Genomic DNA, 19360 nt, shown 5'->3' with positions numbered 1-19360 from the left:
AAGTCAATTCTGACTTTAGCTTAGGCAAGCAAGTATTATATGGGGTCCACCCCAGCCATGTTTCGCATGTCCCTTCTGAAGAAATGTCTCATCGCCGGCGTCATCCTCATTGCGCTGGTTGCAGCCGCAATCGCCGGCGGATATCACTGGGCCACCACACCGATCGATCTCAGCACGCCGCAGCTCGACGTCACGATCAAGCCACATAGCAGCCTGCGCAGCGTCACCGGCCAGCTGAACAGGGGCGGCGTGCCGGTCGAGCCTGAACTCTTCGTGCTGATGACGCGTGTGCTGGGTCTGCAGAGCCAGCTGAAATCGGGCAATTACGAGTTCAAGGCCGGCGTCACCCCGTACGAGGTGCTGCAAAAGATCGCGCGCGGCGACGTCAACGAATACGTCGCGACGATCATCGAAGGCTGGACGTTCCACCACATGCGCGCAGAAATCGACGCAAATCCGGCCCTGACGCACGACACCGCAGGCATGAGCGACGGCGACCTGCTGAAGGCAATCGGCGCACCTGAAGCCACCATTGGCAACGGCGAAGGTCTCTTTTTCCCCGACACGTACCTGTTCGACAAAAATGCGAGCGACCTCGAGGTGTACCGCCGCGCGTACCGTCTGATGAAGCTGCGGCTCGATGAGGCCTGGAGCACACGTTCAGCCGATCTGCCGTACAAGACGCCGTATGACGCATTGACGATGGCGTCGATCATCGAAAAGGAAACCGGCAAGGCGTCCGACCGGCCGATGGTGGCGGCGGTGTTCGCGAACCGGCTCAAGGTCGGCATGCCGTTGCAGACCGATCCGACGGTGATCTACGGCCTCGGCGAGAACTACGCCGGTCGCCTGAAGAAACGGGATTTGCAGACCGACACTCCTTACAATACCTACACGCGCATGGGCCTGCCGCCGACGCCGATCGCGCTGCCCGGTGTCGCGTCTTTGCAGGCCGCGATGAACCCGGCGCAAACTACGGCGCTGTACTTCGTGTCGCGCGGCGACGGCAGCAGCATCTTTTCTGACACGCTCGACGCCCACAACAAGGCCGTCGACAAATACATCCGGGGTCAATGATGGCGCGGGGCAAATTCATCACGTTCGAAGGCATCGACGGCGCCGGCAAGACGACGCACCTCGCCTGGTTTCGCGACCGGCTGGCGGAGAAGGTCGCCGCGAGCGGGCGCGCAGTCGTCATGACCCGCGAGCCGGGCGGCACGAAGCTCGGCGAGTCGCTGCGCGACATCCTGCTGCATCAGCCGATGGATCTCGAAACCGAGGCGCTCCTGATGTTCGCCGCGCGCCGCGAACATCTGGCCGAAGTGATCGAACCGACGCTCGCGCGCGGCGACTGGGTGCTGTCCGACCGTTTCACCGACGCGACTTTCGCCTATCAGGGCGGTGGCCGCGGCCTGCCGCGCGACAAGCTCGAAACGCTGGAACGCTGGGTGCAGGGCGGTTTCCAGCCGGATCTGACCGTCCTGTTCGATATTCCGGCCGACACTGCCAGCGAGCGCCGCAGCGCGGCGCGCGAGCCGGACCGTTTCGAAAGCGAATCGGATGCTTTTTTCAACCGCACGCGCGCCGAATACCTGCGTCGCGTAGAAGAAGCGCCATACCGTTTCGCCGTGATCGACTCCACGCAGAGCATCCCAAAAATTCAGATCCAGCTTGAAGAATTGATCGCAAGCCTTTGAATTTAAATATATATAACGTCGTATTATATTGAGTCAAAACGTCTCGCAGGCTGCATGAAGAATCGAATTCAACTGACTGAATCAAAAGACAAACCATGATCTATCCGTGGCAAACCGATGACTGGAACCGCCTGCAACAGCTGCGCGCGCACTGGCCGCATGCGCTGCTGCTTCACGGGCAAGGCGGCATCGGCAAGCTGCGCTTCGCGCAGCATCTGGCGCAAGGCCTGCTATGCGAAGCCCCGCTCGCGAATGGCGAGCCGTGTGGCACGTGCGTCGCGTGCAACTGGCTCACCCAGGGCAATCACCCGGACTACCGGATCGTGTTGCCCGAAGCGCTGGCTGCCGAATCTGGCTTCGCGGCTGCCGCTTCTGACGAGGCAAAGCCCGAAAAAGCCGACGCTGACGACGGCAAAAAGACCCGCACGCCCAGCAAGGAAATCAAGATCGAACAGGTGCGGGCGCTGCTGGACTTCGTGGGCGTCGGCTCGCATCGCGGCGGTGCGCGCGTGGTCGTGCTGTATCCGGCCGAGGCGCTGAACGTCGCCGCAGCCAATGCCTTGCTGAAGACGCTCGAAGAACCGCCCGCTGGCGTGGTGTTCCTGATGGTCTCGGCGCGCGTCGACCGCCTGCTGCCGACGATCATCAGCCGCTGCCGCCAGTGGCCCATGACCACGCCCGCGCCGGACATCGCGGCGGCATGGCTCGCCGGGCAGGGCGTCGACGATGCCCCCGCGCTGCTCGCCGAAGCCGGCGGCGCGCCGCTCACCGCGCTGGCGCTCGCAAGCGACGACAGCCGTGCGCTGCGCGACTGGACGCTCAAGCAACTGGCCGCGGGCCCGAACTGCGACGCCTTCGCGTGCGGCGAGACGCTGCAGAAGCTGCCCGTGCCGCTCGTGCTGGGCTGGCTGCAGCGCTGGCTGTACGATCTGCTGGCAGAGCGCACGGCAGGCGCGCCGCGCTATTTCCCGGCCGCCTCGGCGGCGCTCGCGCGGTGCGCCGGAGCGGTCGACGCGAACGCCTTCGCACGGTTTCAGCGGACTGTCACGCGGCAGCGCGCCGTTGAAAACCATCCGCTAAACGCGCGCCTCGTGTTCGAAGAACTCTTTCTTGGCTATCGCGATCTGTTTGCGTAGTCGTATTCACCCAGTCAATCAGACTGCTCTTCCCTCGATTCGAAGCCGCCAGAACCATGAGCCTTCAGTACCGCGACGCGACGCCCGACGATCTGCCCGCCATCGTCGCCATCTACAACTCGACCGTGCCGTCGCGCCAGGTCACGGCCGATCTGGAGCCGGTGAGTATCGAGAGCCGTCAGGCCTGGTTTCACGCGCACGGGCCGAACGCGCGGCCGCTTTGGGTGGTCGAGGAAGGCGGTCGCGTGATCGCGTGGCTGAGCTTTTCGGACTTCTACGGCCGTCCTGCCTATTCGCGCACCGCTGAGGTCAGTATTTATCTGGACGAAGCCGCCCGTGGCAAAGGCCTCGGCAAGCTGCTGCTGGCCGCCGCGCTGGAAGCCGCGCCGGCGCTGAAGATCGATACCTTGCTCGGCTTTGTGTTCGGCCACAATGAGCCCAGCATGCGGCTTTTCCACAGCTTTGGCTTCACCGACTGGGGCACGCTGCCGCGCGTCGCCGTGCTGGACGGCGTCGAGCGCGATCTCGTGATTCTCGGCCGCCGGCTCGATCACGCGGCCTGAGCGAAACCGCTTCAACGCCGCGTCAATCCGTCAAACCCGCAGGACACCACCATGTTTGTCGACTCGCACTGCCACATCAATTTCGAAGGACTCGCCGACCGCCTGCCGCAGGTGCTCGAGAACATGCGCTCGCATTCGGTGACGCACGCGCTGTGTGTCTCAGTCGATCTGGAGACGCTGCCTTCGGTGCTGGAGATCGCGCGTTCGTACGACAACGTCTACGCGTCGGTGGGCGTGCATCCGGATCACGAGGACATGCGCGAGCCGACCGTCGCCGAACTGGTCGAACTGGCGGCGCACCCAAAGGTGGTCGCGATCGGCGAGACGGGTCTCGACTATTACCGTCTCGAAGGGCGCTCGATCGCTGACATGGAATGGCAGCGCGAGCGTTTTCGCACGCACATCCGCGCCGCGCATGCGACGATGAAGCCGCTCATCATCCACACGCGCTCGTCGTGGGAAGACGCGCTGCGCATCATGGAAGAGGAGCGCGCGGGCGTGCCAGGTGGCGTGATGCACTGCTTCACGGAGTCGTGGCACGTGGCCGAAAAGGCGCTCGCGCAGAATTTTTACGTGTCGCTGTCGGGCATCGTCACGTTCAAGAGCGCAACCGAGGTCCAGGACGTGGCGCGCCGTGTGCCGCTCGATCGTCTGCTGATCGAAACCGACTCGCCGTACCTCGCGCCTGTGCCGTATCGCGGCAAGCCTAATGAACCTGCGTACGTAAGTTATGTCGGACGCTTCATCGCGCAGCAACGCGAGATGGCTGAAGCCGAACTCGCCGCCGCGACGACACAGAATTTTTTCCGTCTGTTCAGGATTCCCGAAACGGCATCCACATGACGCATAAAATACATACAGATCAAATGGATAGGGAAGTTTCCTAAAGTAATATATGAAAATGATTCCGACCCAGTCTTCGACGAAATTAAACCCGAGCGCGAATATCACGAACGTCGCAACAGCTCACCGCGCGCACGCCGCTGTGCGGCGCGGCGTGGCGCGCCTCGCGCTGGCGGGCGGCCTTGCCTGCGCGGCGCTTGTCGCGCTGCCGGTTCAGGCCGCCCCGGCCGATTCGATGATCAAGGCCGTCAAGTTCGACGACGTGAAGGAAGTGAACAAGTTGTTGTCGCAGGGCATGGACCCGAACATGACCGACGACCAGGGCATGCCGCTGCTGGTGCTCGCCGCACGTGAGAAGTCGGACCAGGTGGGTCAGGCGCTCGTCGACAATCCGAAGACCAACGTCGAAATTGTCGACAAGGCCGGCGAAAACGCGATGATGCTGGCCGCGCTGAACGGCGACATGGACTTCGTGAAGCTGCTGATCGCCAAGGGCGCCGAGGTCAACAAAAAGGGCTGGACGCCGCTGCACTACGCGGCCGCGAACGGCAATGACGACATCGTCACGTTGCTGCTCAAGTACTCGGCCTATATCGACGCCGGCTCGCCGAACGGCACCACGCCGCTGATGATGGCGGCGCGCGGCGGTCACGTCTCGACGGCCAGACTGCTGCTCGACGCCGGCGCAGACATCAACGTGAAGAACCAGATCGGTCTGAACGCGCTCGACTTCGCGAAGCAGTACAAGGAGCCGGACACCATCAAGGGATTGACGGCGCGCATGGAGCAGATGCAGAAGCAGCACCCCGCGAGCGCCCCAGCGGCGCAGTAAAACAGTGCAAAATAGCAGCCTTGGCGCGGCGGCCGGTGCCGCGCTGGTTCGAAGCGGCCAGCCACGACTGGATCGCTTGATGCTGCTCCTCAAACCGCTCACATAAAAGGGATACCATGCTGCGGGTTTTGATTTGCGCAAGCGCGCTGGCCGTACCATTGTCGGCAGCCGCATTCACGGGAGGCGACCTCAACAAGCTGTGCACGAAGACTGATGTGGCATCGCGAAGCGCGTGCGCGGCGTACATCGAAGGCGCGGCGGACGGCGTCTTCAACACCATCGATGCGATCGGCGGCACGACCGGCCCGCGCGTCGGCCAGTATTTCTGTTTACCGCAGGATGCCCGCTCGGCGCAGCTGACGGACGCCGTGCGCAAATACATCGCGGAAAATCCGATGGTCGCCGGCTATAACGCGAGCACCGCGATTTCGCTCGGGCTCGGCAAGGCGTTTCCCTGCAAGACAGGCGGCTGAGTTTTCGTTTGAGGTTCCGCCCGCGTCCCGAGTGACTGTCGCCTGAGCTCACGGGCCGCGCGCCTCATGCCTGACGGCGCCGCCCGCGACGTATGTCGAATCCGGCAGCTTTCCCCGCAACCCAACGCGGAAAATGCCACTCATGGTAACGATCGACAACCTGCGGGATCGTGCCGATGCACCGCTCGGTCGTTGGCCCGGCGCGCTGATCGTCATCGCGGTTGCTGCATTGCTGGCTTTCGCGATCTACTGGACCGGCACGCGCATCGTCTGGCGGATCGCGCGGCCGTATCCGGTCACAAGTGTCCTGCTTCGCCATATCGACAAACCGGCGCTCGGCGTGCTGATCGTGCTCGCGCTCGAGTTCACGTTCTGGCAGGCACCCGACACGCTCCGTTTCATCGTGACCGATACCGCCGACAATCTCCGGGCACGTCGATCGCAAGACGCCGGGTCAGACGAAGCCATAAAGTGGCTGCAACCGATCGGGCATCGAAGCGGTCGAAGTGAACTGGACCGGACAGACGGCGCGGTTTCGGGCGCCGCATGAACAGGGAGGACAGTACATATGGGCCGTTTGATCGTCGTATCGAATCGCGTGGCCACGCCGACTGAAACGAAGGGTTCGGCAGGCGGACTGGCTGTCGGCGTATTCGGCGCACTCAAGGACGCAGGCGGCGTGTGGTTCGGCTGGAGCGGCGACGTGGTGAGCGAAACCGTCGCCAATGCGGGCCCGACGCTCGAAACCGAGGGCGCGGTGACGTTCGCGACCGCTGGCCTCACGCGCAAGGATTACGACCAGTACTACCGCGGTTTTTCGAACGCGACACTGTGGCCGGTTTTCCACTATCGCAACGATCTCGCGCGCTACGAGCGCGAAGAATATGCGGGGTACCGGCGCGTCAATTCATGGCTCGCGCACAAGCTCATCAAGCTGCTTCAACCCGACGACATCATCTGGGTTCATGACTACCATCTGATTCCGTTCGCCGAAGCGTTGCGCTCCGAGGGCGTGACGAACCGCATCGGCTTCTTTCTGCACATTCCGTTTCCCTCGCCGCAGATCCTGCTCAACATTCCGCCGCACGAAGAGCTCGTGAAGTCGCTGTGCTGCTACGACCTGCTGGGTTTTCAGACCGACACCGACGAACTCGCGTTTCACGACTACATCACGCGCCATGCACGGGGCAGCGTGACCGATGGCAATCGCGTCGAAGCATTTGGCCGCAAGCTGCGCACGGGCGTGTACCGGATCGGCGTGTTCCCCGACGAAATCGCGGAGCAGGCGAAACGCTATGAAAGCCGTCAGCATGTGCTCGACCTGAAGCAGAGTCTCGAAGGACGCAAGCTCATCATGAGCGTCGACCGGCTCGATTATTCGAAGGGGCTTGTCGAACGCTTCAGGTCGTTCGAGCAGTTGCTGGAGCGCTCGCCCGAATGGCGCGGCAACGTCACGCTCGTGCAGATTGCACCGCCCACGCGTTCCGATGTCGCGACGTATCAGCAGATCCGCCAGGATCTCGAATACGAAGCAGGGCGCATCAACGGCCGCTATTCCGGGCTCGACTACACGCCGATCCGTTATCTGAACCAGCAGTACGACCGCTGGAAGCTGATGTCGCTGTTTCGCGAGTCGCAGGTCGGGTTCGTCACGCCGTTGCACGACGGCATGAATCTCGTCGCGAAGGAATACGTCGCTGCGCAGAACCCGGATGATCCAGGCGTGCTCGTGTTGTCGATGTTCGCAGGCGCAGCGGCTGAGCTGACGGGCGCGGTGATCGTCAATCCGCACGATTCGGTCGGCATGTGCGAGGCGTTGCAACGGGCGCTCGGCATGCCCCTGGATGAACGCAAGGGTCGTCATGAGATAAACATGGCCGCATTGCGCAAGAACGATCTCGGCGTCTGGCGCGATTCGTTCCTGCGCGATCTGCGCACTGTGCCGGCCAGCGAGGCCACGCGCAGGTCGAAGAAGTGATGCGCGGCTTGAACGCACAACGCGCATTGCCATGCTGACGGCGCTCGCCATCGCCGGTTACCGGTCGCTGCGCGAACTGATCGTGCCGCTCGGCAGATTGAATGTCGTCACCGGGCCGAATGGCAGCGGCAAGTCGAGTGTGTACCGCGCGCTGCGTCTGCTCGCGGTGACCGCACGCGGCGGCGTGATTCCATCGCTCGCACGCGAAGGCGGTCTGCAATCGACGCTCTGGGCCGGCCCTGAGCGCTTCTCACGCGCGATGCTCGCGGGCGAGCAGGCCGTGGAGGGCACGCGACGCAAGGAGCCGGTGAGCCTGCGGCTCGGCTTTGCTGGCGATGAGTTCGGCTACGCGATTGATCTCGGTCTGCCGATACCCGGTCAGACGCAGTTCTCGCTCGATCCGGTGATCAAGCGCGAATGCATCTGGGGAGGGCCGGTGTTGCGGCCGTCAGCGTTGCTGGTCGACCGTCATGGCGCGACGATCCGCACGCGTGATGACGACGGCGAATGGCAGACGCTGCCGCAGACGGTCGCGAGCTTCGACAGCATGATGACCGAATTCGCCGATCCGCGAAGCGCGCCAGAAATGCTCGCGGTGCGCGAGCAGATCCGCTCGTGGCGCTTCTACGACCATTTCCGTACCGACGTCGAATCGCCCGTGCGTTTGCCGCAGATCGGCACGCACACGCCGGTGCTCGGCGACGATGGCGCCGATCTCGCCGCCGCGTTGCAGACGATCCGCGAAATCGGCGACGCCGCCGCGCTGGATCGGTCCATCGACGATGCCTTTCCGGGCTCGCGCATCACGATCACGCATCACGACGGGCGCTTCGAAGTGACGATGCACCAGCAGGGCCTGTTGCGGCCGCTGAAGGGCGCGGAGCTCTCCGATGGCACGCTGCGTTATCTGCTGCTGGTCGCGGCGCTGTTGACGCCGCGTCCGCCGGCGTTGCTGGTGTTGAACGAACCGGAAACGAGCCTGCATCCCGACCTGCTGCCCGCGCTTGGCCGGTTGATCGCGCGTGCGTCGGCGCATTCGCAGGTGCTGGTGGTGTCGCACGCGGCGCGGTTGATTGCATCGCTGGAACGCGAAGCGGGGAGCCAGTCGATCGTGCTCGACAAGCAGCTCGGCGCGACCCGCATCGCCGGCGAAGACGACCTCGACCTGCCCGCGTGGAAGTGGCCGGCCCGCTGAGGGCGGCCTTCCTTCAGGGGCCAGGCGGCCGCCGGAGTGAATGTTTCGCGACTGTAACAGCGCCCAGCAATTGAAATACCAGCGGTTTTCAGGCGCGAAATGCCCAATAATCAGCCTGTTCACGCCAACGATTACATTGATTACATGGGTGCGCGCTGGCATACTCGGGCGCCGCCGACGTCCGCGGCTGCAGGTGCCCGGTTCGCTTTCGGCCCCGCTTTCCGGCCCGCCACCGGCCCGTTTCAGGAGACATTCATAATGAGAATTGCGCAGATCGCCCCCCTCACCGAATCGGTCCCGCCAAAGCTATATGGCGGCACTGAGCGCGTTGTGTCGTATATCACCGAGGCGCTCGTCGAACTCGGTCATGACGTCACGCTGTTTGCGAGCGGCGACTCGGTCACGAGCGCGAAGCTCGAAGCGGTATGGCCGCGCGCACTGCGCCTCGATCCGGGCATCCGCGATCGCATCGCACCGCACATGTTGCTGATGGAACTGGTTCGCCGTCAGGCCGACGAGTTCGACGTGCTCCATTTCCACATGGATTACTACTCGTTTTCGGTGTTCAAGCGCCAGGAAACGCCGTTCGTGACGACGATGCATGGTCGTCTCGATCTGCCCGAGCAGCAGCCGGTGTTCGACACGTTCAACACCGCGCCGGTGATCTCGATCTCGGACGCACAACGCGCGCCGCTGCCGCAGGCGAAGTGGCTGACCACCGTGTATCACGGTCTGCCGGAAAAGCTTTACACGCCACAACCGGTCGAACAGAAATACCTCGCGTTTCTCGGACGCATTTCGCCTGAAAAGCGTGTCGACACCGCGATCCGTATCGCCGGCCGCTGTGGCATGCAGATTCGCATCGCCGCGAAGGTCGATGCTGCCGACCGCGAGTATTTCGAGCGCGACATCAAGCCGTTGCTCGCGCAACCACATGTTGAATTCATCGGCGAAATCGCGGACGGAGAGAAAGCCAGCTTCCTGTCGGGCGCGCATGCGCTGCTGTTCCCGATCGACTGGCCGGAGCCGTTTGGTCTCGTGATGATCGAAGCGATGGCATGCGGCACGCCGGTCATCGCGTTCAATCGCGGCTCGGTGCCGGAAGTGCTGGACGACGGCGTATCGGGCTTTATCGTCGAGGACGAGATCGGCGCGGTGGCCGCGGTGAACCGTCTGCACAAGCTGCCGCGTGCTGGCGTGCGGCAACGCTTCGAAGAGCGCTTCACGTCGCACCGGATGGCGCAGCAGTATGTCGACGCGTACCAGTCAGTGATTCGTGCGCAGAAGCGGTCGCGCTTCAAGGTGATCGACACGTCGTCGAGTTCGTGACTGGACGTGTGATGTAGCAGATGCGCATGCCCCGGCGCATTGCCGGGGCATGGCACAGGCAGGTACAACTAGATCTTCAGCCGCGTCACCTTCGTACCGGCGATCGAAATGTCGCCCATCAATCCGGCATTGGTCATCACAAACACTTCGACGGGCGCCGTGGCGGTCGTTGTATCGATCGAGCCGTTCGCGCCGATTTTCACGAGCGCGACCGAAGCGTCGCCGCCTACCGACCAGCCATCCGAATTGCGGAATTTGTCGAGCGAATCCTGTGTCATGAACAGGAAGATGATTGACTTCGACTGGCCGCCGGCCGTCAGACCGAACGAACCCGAAACCGTGCTGTAGTAGCCCGCAGTTGCCCCGCCCACGCGCAGCGCGCCTTCACCATACTGGCCGCCGACAATGAAGCCCGCCTGGATCACAGAGGGGAACACCAGGATGCCGCGGGCCTTCGATACGAGCTCACGCGAACCCGGGACCGTGGAATAGAGGCGCGAAATGGTGCCGTCGACGCTGGCGTCGATCGCCTGCTTCTTCGACGCGCTGGTAGCAGCCGAATCCGGCTTGTCTCCTGTGGTGGTACAGCCCGTGAGTGCAAGGCTTCCGAAAGCGAGCGCGGCGGTAATCTTCAAAATGAAGTTTCGTCTTTGCATCGTTTTTCTCCCATCGTGGTTCCTGGATGCGACCTGATCGTGAGTCGGATTGCAACTTCAGTTATATCACACGGGGATCAAAAGAGCGCGCTGGTAGAATCGCGAAAACCCTTATGTGGCGGCGCTTTGCGGGCGATTATGAAAGTGGCGTTGTAAATATGACCGATCGTCGGCAGCGAAAAATCTATCCATCTGGACCACATCCGGCGCGATGCCGATCCCCACTTCAGGACCCGTCTGCCTTTTGTGAGGCACAGGGGAAGTTCAGCGGCTTCCGGTCATTTTTGCCGCTTTTCAGCGGATTGGTTGACGGCCAGCGACGATCGAAAAGTGTTGCCCGAAAGCCGCAATCCGGAACCGGACCCGGACGTCAATGGTTGGCGGTTCCCTTGACGGGTGGTTGAGGGCGGCGCAGCGCGCGCCGGATGCCGCCGATCACCGCGCCGATCACGAAGAGCGTGGCGGCCGGCACCACCCAGTAACCGACGAACGCGTGCCACAGGTAGCCTGCGAGCGTGCTCTTGCGCACGGCGTATTCGTCGATGGCTTCCTGCTGGCGTGGCGCGTTGGCGGCGAGCACGTCGGCGGGACAGCCGGCGGCGCGCGCGTCGTCGGGATTGCCGTGACAGTGCGCGGGGGCGCCGGCGGCACGTTGTGCATCGGTGAACTGCCAGGTCGTGAGTGCCGTGTTGAGGTCGACGGCGTTGTACGCCATCTCCTCGCGGATCTCGTTGACGGCGACGATCGCCACCGGCACCGCCCAGAAGACGATGACGACGAGCCAGCGCCTTAGCCAGCGGTTCTTGTGTCTCCCAACCATTCTTGCCTCCGTTCAATGCTCTTCGGCATCAACGACAAGATGGCGGCCCTGCTGCTTATGTTTGTGGGTACTGGGGCCGTCTCCGCAGTCATCATAGAAGAAAACGGCACACAGCGGCGAACACAGGTCAGAAGCGCGGGCGAACGGAAGACGAAGGAAGCGAAGCGAACGCGGAAAGCGGGGAGAAGAGAGCGGAGAGCAGGAGCTGCATGCCGCGCCGGATCGCCGTGCGCGGCATGCAGGTATAACGCGATGCTACGAAAAGCGACTACATGCTGACTGCTGAAGCGAGGCGCAACGCTCAACCCTTGTTGCTGAGGCAGTCCTTCATGAATGCCTTGCGGTCGTCGCCTTTCTTGCCGGTTGCCTGGGTGTTGCAGGCGGTCATCTTCTGCTGCTGGGTCATCGGAGCGGAAGCCGCGACCGGCGCGCTGGCCGACAGACAGCTCTTCATGAATGCCTTGCGATCATCGCCTTTCTTGTCGCCTGCCTGCTTGTTGCAGGCGGTCATCTTCGACTGCTGGCTGTTGTCGGCGAAAGCGAGGGGCGAGGCGAGCATGCCGCCAAGGACGAGCGCAGCGATAGCGGACTGGATCTTCATGGGACACTCCATCGTTGTTGAACGTTGTTGGTGGTCGTGCGAGCGGGCATCGAAAGATCCATGGCCCATCACTGACACCATTATGGCAAAGCTGTCCGTCAAAACGGATAAAACCATAATCTGGTTGACAGCCCGGCCGTAAGGTTCTTCCCTGACATCACGCGATGCGGCGCCTGTCAGGCAACACCACGGCGGCATCGCGCGATGCCTTACCATCGACACATCCCCAGGCAAACATGGAGGCTGGACCATGCACTATCTGTTGATGTACGACGTATCGGCGGACTATCTCGCGCGGCGCGGCGACTACCGCGCGGAACATCTGAAGTACGCGTGGGCCGCGGTAGAACGCGGCGAACTGCTGCTCGCGGGCGCGCTCGCCGATCCTGTCGACGGCGCCATCCTGCTGTTCGAAGCGGACTCACCCGCGATTGCCGAAGCATTCGCCACATCGGATCCTTATGTGCGGGCCGGGCTGGTTACACACTGGCGCGTGCGGCAATGGACAACGGTCGTCGGAGAACATGCGACGACACCTGTGCGTTAGACGCATTTGCGTGCGGATGCAACGAATCATTGCGCATCATCGTCGATTTTTGACGCTGCAATTCACGACAGTTCAGTGACGACAGCGGGCTAAACAACGCAGCAAAAAGGACAAGATTGTTTCCATCCGTAACACTTGTCTCGTGCATATTCATGCAAACCCTGGTGATGGTATGCTTTGTGCACAAATTCTCCGATGCACGAGTGAGACCACGTTTTGTGCGTCGCTAACGGGATTCTCCGCACTAAGGCTGTGCGGTTTCCCCTAAACGCCCCAAAAACGTATAAGCATATTGTGCAACCGGGGGCATGACACAGGTCGCGAAACAAGAAATCTGTGCTTGTCCAAAGCCGCAGCTGGCCGTGCTGCGTGGAGAAACGCATGTTTTTCGATGAGCTAAACAATGACGAATGGGCGCTACTTTCTGCGCTCGTTTCCGATGAACCGGCTGTCCGTCTTAACCGACGCGGCCGTCCTCGCGCCGAACCGCGCATCGTTGCAAACGCGGTGCTGTGGATCCTGACCACCGGCGAACCGTGGTCCAAACTTCCTGGCCGTTATCCCTCGGGGCCGACATGCCGTCGCCGCTTCGAAGAGTGGCAGTTGAACGGCACGCTGGCCGAGATGATCGAGCGTCTGTCGCAGACCGGTCGCCGGTTCGCGTACATTCCGGAACCTTCGATGCCCGTTGCGCCGCAACGCGTAGCGGACACTGTCGCCACGCCTTCGGCGCGCGACGATGAAGGCGTGCGCGGTGTGTTCTGGAAGAGCCCCGAATCGTGGCAGGCACCGCATGATGTCACGCACGACCCGCGTCCCGTCGATCCATTCGCCGAGATCACCCGGCAACTGTCGGGTCCGGTCGACGACGTACCGGCGAGCGCCCAAAAAACGGCGGCCGTCCAGCATGGTGAGGCGTTGGCCCATTATGGGCTGGCCTCGCAGGACGACGATGGCAGTCGCGGCGCGCTGTGGATGGGGCTCTCGTCGCAAGGGACGCAGTTCGCGGACCGGCGTGGCTACGTCATCTACGTGATGGCGCAGGCGGTGCAGAGCGACATGTACCGTGCATGGGCGGAGATCATGAAGGACGGCAAACGCGTCGAGCGTTCCGGCCTCGTCGGGCCGCGCTTCGAGACACCTGAAGCCGCGGAGCAGTACGCGCTCGACTGGGCGCAGCAATGGATCGACCGTGACGAACGCACGCTGGTCGCGGCCGCGCACGATGCTGCGCTGCATGCCGGGTCGCTGCGTCCTGTGTCGCGACCGATGCCTGCACCGCGTCCTGCCCACGCTTCTGTGCCTGCGCCTGTGCCTGCTTTGGCAACCGCTTCAGCACCTTCGCTTGCACCGACCGCTTCGCAACCTGTGACAGTCAGTCCGGCGAGTGTGCACGCCGCCGCGCAAGCGGGTGTGAACGCGCGCCGGATGCCGCTTCGCCGTTATCCGGAAGGCGCGTCCGATAGCACTACCGATCGCGACCGTTTCGCATCGACCACCGAATTCATCTTCCACGCGGGATGAACGCAGGAGACACCCGCGGCCGGTAGCTTGACCGACCCACGGGCTGACAACACACATCACTGTCACTTCACTGACGTCCGTAGGTGTCGTCGAAGCGCACGATGTCGTCTTCGCCGAGATACGAACCGGACTGTACTTCGATGATCTCGAGCGGCATCTTGCCGGGATTCTCGAGGCGGTGGGTGACACCCAACGGGATATAGGCTGACTCGTTTTCGGACACGATGAACCGCTCTTCACCCCGCGTGACGAGCGCGGTGCCGCGAACGACGATCCAGTGTTCCGCGCGGTGATGATGCATCTGCAGCGACAGGCGCGCGCCCGGTTTCACCACGATGCGTTTCACCTGGAAGCGTTCGCCCGTGTCGACCGAATCGTAGTAGCCCCACGGACGGTGAACCTTGCGATGGTTCGCGGCCTCAGGGCCGTTTTCGGTGCGAATGCGGCCGACGACCTTCTTCACATCCTGCACACGCGAGCGATCCGCGACGAGGATCGCATCCGCCGTTTCCACGACGACGAGATCCTGCGTGCCGACGCACGCGATCAACCGGCCTTCCGAATGCGCGAACGTCGATGCCGCGCCTTCGAACATCACGTGACCCCGTCCGACGTTATCGTCGGCATCTTTCGGCAGGATCTGCCAGATCGCATCCCATGAACCGACATCCGACCAGCCCGCGTCGAGCGGCACGACGATACCCGCGCACACCGATTCGTCGGTGTTGAGTCTTTCCATGACCGCGTAGTCGATCGAATTCGACGGCGATGCGCAAAACGCTTCGCGTTGCAGACGGAAAAAGTCGCCGTCAGTCTTGCCGCCCGCGAAGGCCTGCGCGCACGCCGAATAAATCGCCGGCTGGAAGTGCTTGATCGCGCGGACCCACGTCGATGCGCGCATGATGAAGATGCCGCTGTTCCACCAGTACTCGCCGGAACTCACGTAGCGTTGCGCCAGTTCGAGATGCGGCTTTTCAACGAAGCGGTCGAGCCGCCGCGCATCCGACGTCCCGGCGTCCGGCGCGGGTTCGCCGATGCGGATATAGCCGTAGCCCGTTTCCGCGCGCGTCGGCACGATGCCCATCGTCACGATGTGACCCAGCGCGGCCTGCTGCACACCAGCGCTCACGCTCGCGTGAAAGCGCGCGACGTCCGCCACCGCATGGTCGGCGGGCATGACAACCATCAAGCCATCCTGATCATCGGCAATGATCGACAGCGCGGCGATTGTCAGCGCCGGCGCGGTATCGCGGCCAGCCGGTTCGAGGATCAGCCTGGCCGCCTTGCCGCTCACGCGCAACTGTTCCGCGGTCGTGAAGCGATGCTCCTCGTTGCTGACCACGACCAGCTGGTCCGCAACGGGGTAGCCCGCATCGAGCGCATCGAGACGGCGCGTGGTGGACTGCAGCAGCGATTCGTCGCCAAGCAGGTCGATCAGCTGCTTGGGATGCTGCTCGCGCGACATCGGCCACAACCGGGTGCCGGACCCGCCGGCCAGAATCACGGGATGAACTTTAAGCTTCACGGTGGCGGCGATTGAAGACCGAATGTCGACGTCGGGCGCTGCGATATGCGCTGTCATGCGAGTGCTCCTCAAGGCTGGATCAATGCGTCGATTTGTATCACGACGTAAAGTGCCAATAAAAGATGCACTAAATTCCTGTTGCTGAAAATGTAATTGCGAAATTAATAAGCGGATATTTTTATGTGGCTGAATTATTTATCAGGAAAGATAAAAGTGGAAAAAAATTGACGCAAAAAGAGGCGCGAATTTTTTATCGAACAAAGTGAGGTGAAGGAGGGTTGGACGACGTGCTCACGCCATGACCACCCGCAGCCAGAGGATACGTCCATTTTGCCTGTTTCATGGGCAAAAATGAATATTTCAGGCAATAATTACTGATCAAAAATCCGGAAAATTGGGTAACAATTACCGATACAATTTGAGATTTTTTGCTGCCTTGCAACCTGAATTTTAATATCGCTTTATTCATACCTGTACGAGGGTATTCACTCATTCAGACCAGATATTTCGCTTCGACAGGTCAATAGCCGGGATTCGCTGCAATTCGCAATGGGCGAGTGTTCAGGCTGAATGGCACGACTGCCTGTCCATACCGCCGCTCGCGCGGTGCGAAGTACGAAGTGCAATCAAACACGGACGGAATTTGACTGACGAACTGAGGCGCGACTCATGCTGAGCGTTCTATCCAGGATTATCGACATCGCGATGGTGGGCTTAGGCGCACTCATCGCGGCTGCCGTGCACAACGGAACGTTTGTGTGGCTGAACGACATGGAGAGCATCTCGCTCCTGTTCAACTGCCTGCTCATGGTCCTGTTCTTTCCTGCGCTCGGCATCTACCAGTCGTGGCGCGGCAAGCCGGTGTACGACCTGCTGTGGCGCGTGTCGGGCGCGTGGCTGATCGTCGAGGGCACCGGCATCCTGATGAGCTTCAGCCTGCACCGCTCGGACCTGCTGTCGCGACTGTGGCTCGTGTACTGGGCCATTGCGACGATCGTGCTGCTGATGGTGACCAAGGCGCTGGTGCACGGCGTGCTGAAAGGGCTGCGTCGCGAAGGCTACAACCAGAAGGCGGTGGCGATCGTCGGCGGCGCGCTGTATGGAAGCTTCCTGATCGAACAGATGCGCAGCCGGCCTGAAGCCGGCTTCAGCCCGGTGATCGTGTTCGATGAACCGGGTGGCCGGCGTGAGAGCGACCGTCACGAAGCGCCGGCGGTTGCGGCGGACCTGCCGGTCGAACTCGAAGGCATTCCAGTCGAACGCGATTTCGACCGCATGGTGCGTGTGGTGCGAAAACGCGGCATTCGCGAGCTGTGGCTTGCACTACCGATGTCGCACGAACGCACGATTCACCGCTTCGTGATGGAGTTTCGCAATGAGTTCGTGAACATCCGCTTCATCCCGGATGTGCGCAGTTTGAGCCTCTTCAATCAGCCGGTGGTCGATCTGCTGGGCGTGCCGGCGATCAACCTGGCTGCTTCGCCGATTACCGATGTGCGCGTGCTGCCGAAGTTCGTGTTCGACCGCATGTTCGCTCTCGCCGCACTCGCTGCGCTGTCGCCGCTGATGCTGGTGATCGCCGCGATGGTGAAGCTGTCGTCGCCGGGGCCGGTGTTCTTCCGGCAGAAGCGAAAGGGCATCGACGGGCAGCAGTTCGAGATCTACAAGTTCCGCTCGATGAAGGTGCATGCGGAGACCACAGGCAAGGTCACGCAGGCGACGCGCGGCGATCCGCGCATCACGGCGGTCGGTGCGTTCCTGCGCAAGACGAGTCTCGATGAACTGCCGCAGTTCATCAACGTGCTAAAGGGCGAGATGTCGGTGGTCGGTCCCCGTCCGCATGCGCTGGAACACGATGACATCTACAAGGATCTGGTGAAGGGCTATATGCACCGTTATCGCATCAAGCCGGGCATCACCGGCTGGGCGCAGATCAACGGTTACCGGGGCGAGACGGACCGCATCGAAAAGATGATGGGGCGCGTGAAGCTCGACCTGTACTACATGCAGCACTGGACCTTCTGGCTCGACATCAAGATCGTCGTCCTGACGCTCTACAAAGGTTTTGCCGGCCGCAACGCTTATTGAGCGCGCCGCAGCGCGGGGCAGGACAGCGAAGCACGGCGCATGCGTTTTCCGTTTCTGGAATGTTCAAATTTTCGAGGTGTAACAGATGAACCTGACGATCATTGGTACCGGCTATGTAGGGCTCGTGACGGGCGCGTGTCTCGCCGACATCGGCAACGACGTGTTCTGCCTCGATCTGGATCAACGCAAGATCGACGTGCTCAACAATGGCGGCGTGCCGATTCATGAGCCGGGCCTGCAGGAAGTCATCGCGCGTAACCGCAAGGCTGGCCGCCTGAAGTTTTCGACCGACATCGAAGCAGCGGTCGCGCATGGCGACGTGCAGTTCATTGCCGTGGGCACGCCTTCGGACGAGGACGGCTCCGCCGATCTGCAATATGTGCTCGCGGCTGCGCGCAACATCGGCCGTCATATGAACGCCTTCAAGGTGATCGTCGACAAGTCGACGGTGCCGGTCGGCACCGCGCTGCGCGTGCGCGAAGTGATCGCCGAAGAACTCGCTGCGCGCGGCGAAAAGCACATGTTTTCTGTCGTGTCGAATCCCGAGTTCCTGAAGGAAGGCGCAGCCGTCGAAGACTTCACGCGGCCCGACCGCATCGTGCTCGGCTGCGACGAGGACGTGCCCGGCGAAAAGGCACGCGACGTGATGAAGCGCGTCTATGCGCCGTTCAACCGCAACCGCGAACGCACGCTGTACATGGACGTGCGCTCGGCCGAATTCACGAAGTACGCGGCCAACGCGATGCTCGCGACGCGCATCTCGTTCATGAACGAACTCGCCAATCTGGCGGATCGCGTCGGCGCCGATATCGAAGCAGTACGCCGCGGAATCGGTTCCGATCCGCGCATCGGCTATGACTTCCTGTACGCCGGTTGCGGTTACGGCGGCTCGTGCTTCCCGAAGGACGTGCAGGCGCTCATCCGCACGGCGGACGAACACAGCACGGACCTGCGCATCCTGAATGCCGTCGAAGCCGTCAACGACGACCAGAAGAAGATCCTCGCGCACAAGATCGTGACGCGTCTCGGCAGCGATCTGACGGGCCGCACGTTCGGCGTCTGGGGGCTTGCGTTCAAGCCGAATACCGACGACATGCGCGAAGCCCCGAGCCGTCGCCTGATCGCCGCGTTGCTCGCGCATGGCGCGCGGGTGAAAGCTTACGACCCGGTCTCGATCGACGAAGCGAAGCGCGTGTTCGCGCTCGATCTGCAGCACGCGCCGCAGCAGCTCGCGCGTCTCGAATTCGCGAACGAGGAAATGGACGTGGCAGAGGGCGCCGATGCGCTCGTGATTCTCACCGAGTGGAAGGTCTTCAAGAGCCCCGATTTCGAGAGCCTCAAGGCATTGCTGAAGACGCCGCTCATTTTCGACGGCCGCAATCTGTACGAACCGGAATCGATGCAGGAACTCGGCATCGAATATCACGCGATCGGCCGTCAGCATGCGCTGGCCGATGCGTCGTCACACGTGGCCGCACCGGCACGCGTGACGCACGCAGCAAGCGAAGCAGCGGCTCGCTGAACCGCGCGCCACGCAAACCAGGGATCCGATC

19 protein-coding genes are annotated in these 19360 nt (G+C 62.2%); 15 read left to right on the top strand and 4 right to left on the bottom strand.

Translation table 11 applies throughout. The annotated features are described in order from the left end of the window. Positions 1-66: 66 nt before the first annotated feature. From mltG to P3T16_RS31985, 11 genes are all read left to right on the top strand, one after another. Positions 67-1077: an endolytic transglycosylase MltG gene (gene mltG / locus P3T16_RS32035; RefSeq protein WP_429345275.1), complete on the top strand. Its 1011-nt coding sequence runs from the start codon at positions 67-69 to the stop codon at positions 1075-1077. Then, positions 1077-1697, top strand: a complete 621-nt coding sequence (gene tmk / locus P3T16_RS32030) for a dTMP kinase (RefSeq protein ID WP_429256371.1) — start codon at positions 1077-1079, stop codon at positions 1695-1697. The genes mltG and tmk overlap by 1 nt, the downstream gene beginning before the upstream one ends. A 95-nt stretch (positions 1698-1792) precedes the next feature. Next, entirely contained in the window at positions 1793-2833 is a 1041-nt protein-coding gene (locus P3T16_RS32025; RefSeq protein WP_429345274.1) for a DNA polymerase III subunit delta', read from the top strand. A gap of 56 nt (positions 2834-2889) precedes the next feature. Then, on the top strand, positions 2890-3396 hold the full coding sequence (locus tag P3T16_RS32020; protein ID WP_429345273.1) for an N-acetyltransferase family protein: 507 nt from the start codon (positions 2890-2892) through the stop codon (positions 3394-3396). Positions 3397-3447: 51 nt separating this feature from the next. Further along, positions 3448-4239 carry a TatD family hydrolase gene (locus P3T16_RS32015; RefSeq protein WP_429345272.1) on the top strand — a complete coding sequence of 264 codons (792 nt, stop codon included), beginning with the start codon at positions 3448-3450 and terminating at the stop codon, positions 4237-4239. Positions 4240-4297: 58 nt separating this feature from the next. Further along, a complete protein-coding gene (locus P3T16_RS32010; protein WP_429345285.1) occupies positions 4298-5071 on the top strand; it encodes an ankyrin repeat domain-containing protein in 774 nt (257 codons plus the stop codon). A 116-nt stretch (positions 5072-5187) separates the two neighbouring features. After that, positions 5188-5544, top strand: a complete 357-nt coding sequence (locus P3T16_RS32005) for a Rap1a/Tai family immunity protein (RefSeq protein WP_429256367.1) — start codon at positions 5188-5190, stop codon at positions 5542-5544. A gap of 142 nt (positions 5545-5686) precedes the next feature. Next, a complete protein-coding gene (locus P3T16_RS32000; RefSeq protein WP_429345271.1) occupies positions 5687-6094 on the top strand; it encodes a hypothetical protein in 408 nt (135 codons plus the stop codon). An 18-nt stretch (positions 6095-6112) separates the two neighbouring features. Then, positions 6113-7522 (top strand): alpha,alpha-trehalose-phosphate synthase (UDP-forming), encoded by a 1410-nt coding sequence (gene otsA, locus P3T16_RS31995; RefSeq protein WP_429256365.1) that lies wholly within the window; start codon positions 6113-6115, stop codon positions 7520-7522. 31 nt (positions 7523-7553) lie between these two features. After that, the gene (locus P3T16_RS31990) at positions 7554-8717 is read left to right on the top strand and encodes an AAA family ATPase (RefSeq protein ID WP_429345270.1); all 1164 of its coding nucleotides are present in this window, start codon (positions 7554-7556) and stop codon (positions 8715-8717) included. 258 nt (positions 8718-8975) lie between these two features. Beyond that, positions 8976-10046 (top strand): glycosyltransferase family 4 protein, encoded by a 1071-nt coding sequence (locus P3T16_RS31985; RefSeq protein ID WP_429256363.1) that lies wholly within the window; start codon positions 8976-8978, stop codon positions 10044-10046. A gap of 68 nt (positions 10047-10114) precedes the next feature. Here P3T16_RS31985 and P3T16_RS31980 read toward each other — a convergent pair whose 3' ends face one another. The 3 genes from P3T16_RS31980 to P3T16_RS31970 all read right to left on the bottom strand — a co-directional run bounded on the left by P3T16_RS31980 (position 10115) and on the right by P3T16_RS31970 (position 12123). Then, positions 10115-10702: a BPSL1445 family SYLF domain-containing lipoprotein gene (locus P3T16_RS31980; RefSeq protein ID WP_429345269.1), complete on the bottom strand. Its 588-nt coding sequence runs from the start codon at positions 10700-10702 to the stop codon at positions 10115-10117. A gap of 370 nt (positions 10703-11072) precedes the next feature. Then, the gene (locus P3T16_RS31975; RefSeq protein WP_429256361.1) at positions 11073-11522 is read right to left on the bottom strand and encodes a hypothetical protein; all 450 of its coding nucleotides are present in this window, start codon (positions 11520-11522) and stop codon (positions 11073-11075) included. Between the two features lie 301 nt (positions 11523-11823). Then, positions 11824-12123, bottom strand: a complete 300-nt coding sequence (locus P3T16_RS31970) for a PsiF family protein (RefSeq protein WP_429256360.1) — start codon at positions 12121-12123, stop codon at positions 11824-11826. 250 nt (positions 12124-12373) lie between these two features. On the opposite strand from P3T16_RS31970, the gene P3T16_RS31965 reads away from it, so the two are divergent. Then, positions 12374-12670 (top strand): YciI-like protein, encoded by a 297-nt coding sequence (locus P3T16_RS31965; RefSeq protein WP_429345268.1) that lies wholly within the window; start codon positions 12374-12376, stop codon positions 12668-12670. 381 nt (positions 12671-13051) lie between these two features. Beyond that, the gene (locus P3T16_RS31960) at positions 13052-14194 is read left to right on the top strand and encodes a transposase (RefSeq protein WP_429345267.1); all 1143 of its coding nucleotides are present in this window, start codon (positions 13052-13054) and stop codon (positions 14192-14194) included. 67 nt (positions 14195-14261) lie between these two features. On the opposite strand, the gene P3T16_RS31955 is transcribed toward P3T16_RS31960, so the two are convergent. Further along, positions 14262-15776 carry a mannose-1-phosphate guanylyltransferase/mannose-6-phosphate isomerase gene (locus P3T16_RS31955; RefSeq protein WP_429345266.1) on the bottom strand — a complete coding sequence of 505 codons (1515 nt, stop codon included), beginning with the start codon at positions 15774-15776 and terminating at the stop codon, positions 14262-14264. A 612-nt stretch (positions 15777-16388) separates the two neighbouring features. Here P3T16_RS31955 and P3T16_RS31950 point away from each other — a divergent pair. Both P3T16_RS31950 and P3T16_RS31945 read left to right on the top strand, forming a co-directional pair. Further along, on the top strand, positions 16389-17807 hold the full coding sequence (locus P3T16_RS31950; RefSeq protein ID WP_429256355.1) for an undecaprenyl-phosphate glucose phosphotransferase: 1419 nt from the start codon (positions 16389-16391) through the stop codon (positions 17805-17807). Positions 17808-17892: 85 nt separating this feature from the next. Then, on the top strand, positions 17893-19329 hold the full coding sequence (locus P3T16_RS31945; RefSeq protein WP_429345265.1) for a UDP-glucose dehydrogenase family protein: 1437 nt from the start codon (positions 17893-17895) through the stop codon (positions 19327-19329). The last annotated feature ends 31 nt before the right edge of the window (positions 19330-19360 follow it).

Source organism: Paraburkholderia sp. GAS42 (assembly GCF_050436565.1).
Taxonomy (GTDB): domain Bacteria; phylum Pseudomonadota; class Gammaproteobacteria; order Burkholderiales; family Burkholderiaceae; genus Paraburkholderia.
This window is presented reverse-complemented; position numbering and strand designations above follow the sequence as displayed.

Excerpts from the sequence above, each read along its gene's own strand:
- tmk (WP_429256371.1), top strand. The coding sequence starts at position 1,077 with ATGGCGCGGGGCAAATTCATCACGTTCGAAGGCATCGACGGCGCCGGC.
- P3T16_RS32025 (WP_429345274.1), top strand. The coding sequence starts at position 1,793 with ATGATCTATCCGTGGCAAACCGATGACTGGAACCGCCTGCAACAGCTG.
- P3T16_RS31985 (WP_429256363.1), top strand. The coding sequence starts at position 8,976 with ATGAGAATTGCGCAGATCGCCCCCCTCACCGAATCGGTCCCGCCAAAG.
- P3T16_RS32000 (WP_429345271.1), top strand. The coding sequence starts at position 5,687 with ATGGTAACGATCGACAACCTGCGGGATCGTGCCGATGCACCGCTCGGT.
- P3T16_RS31955 (WP_429345266.1), bottom strand. The coding sequence starts at position 15,776 with ATGACAGCGCATATCGCAGCGCCCGACGTCGACATTCGGTCTTCAATC.
- P3T16_RS32010 (WP_429345285.1), top strand. The coding sequence starts at position 4,298 with ATGATTCCGACCCAGTCTTCGACGAAATTAAACCCGAGCGCGAATATC.
- P3T16_RS31945 (WP_429345265.1), top strand. The coding sequence starts at position 17,893 with ATGAACCTGACGATCATTGGTACCGGCTATGTAGGGCTCGTGACGGGC.
- P3T16_RS31975 (WP_429256361.1), bottom strand. The coding sequence starts at position 11,522 with ATGGTTGGGAGACACAAGAACCGCTGGCTAAGGCGCTGGCTCGTCGTC.
- P3T16_RS32005 (WP_429256367.1), top strand. The coding sequence starts at position 5,188 with ATGCTGCGGGTTTTGATTTGCGCAAGCGCGCTGGCCGTACCATTGTCG.
- mltG (WP_429345275.1), top strand. The coding sequence starts at position 67 with ATGTCCCTTCTGAAGAAATGTCTCATCGCCGGCGTCATCCTCATTGCG.
- P3T16_RS31980 (WP_429345269.1), bottom strand. The coding sequence starts at position 10,702 with ATGCAAAGACGAAACTTCATTTTGAAGATTACCGCCGCGCTCGCTTTC.
- P3T16_RS31970 (WP_429256360.1), bottom strand. The coding sequence starts at position 12,123 with ATGAAGATCCAGTCCGCTATCGCTGCGCTCGTCCTTGGCGGCATGCTC.
- P3T16_RS31990 (WP_429345270.1), top strand. The coding sequence starts at position 7,554 with ATGCTGACGGCGCTCGCCATCGCCGGTTACCGGTCGCTGCGCGAACTG.
- P3T16_RS31950 (WP_429256355.1), top strand. The coding sequence starts at position 16,389 with ATGCTGAGCGTTCTATCCAGGATTATCGACATCGCGATGGTGGGCTTA.
- P3T16_RS32020 (WP_429345273.1), top strand. The coding sequence starts at position 2,890 with ATGAGCCTTCAGTACCGCGACGCGACGCCCGACGATCTGCCCGCCATC.
- P3T16_RS31960 (WP_429345267.1), top strand. The coding sequence starts at position 13,052 with ATGTTTTTCGATGAGCTAAACAATGACGAATGGGCGCTACTTTCTGCG.
- otsA (WP_429256365.1), top strand. The coding sequence starts at position 6,113 with ATGGGCCGTTTGATCGTCGTATCGAATCGCGTGGCCACGCCGACTGAA.
- P3T16_RS32015 (WP_429345272.1), top strand. The coding sequence starts at position 3,448 with ATGTTTGTCGACTCGCACTGCCACATCAATTTCGAAGGACTCGCCGAC.
- P3T16_RS31965 (WP_429345268.1), top strand. The coding sequence starts at position 12,374 with ATGCACTATCTGTTGATGTACGACGTATCGGCGGACTATCTCGCGCGG.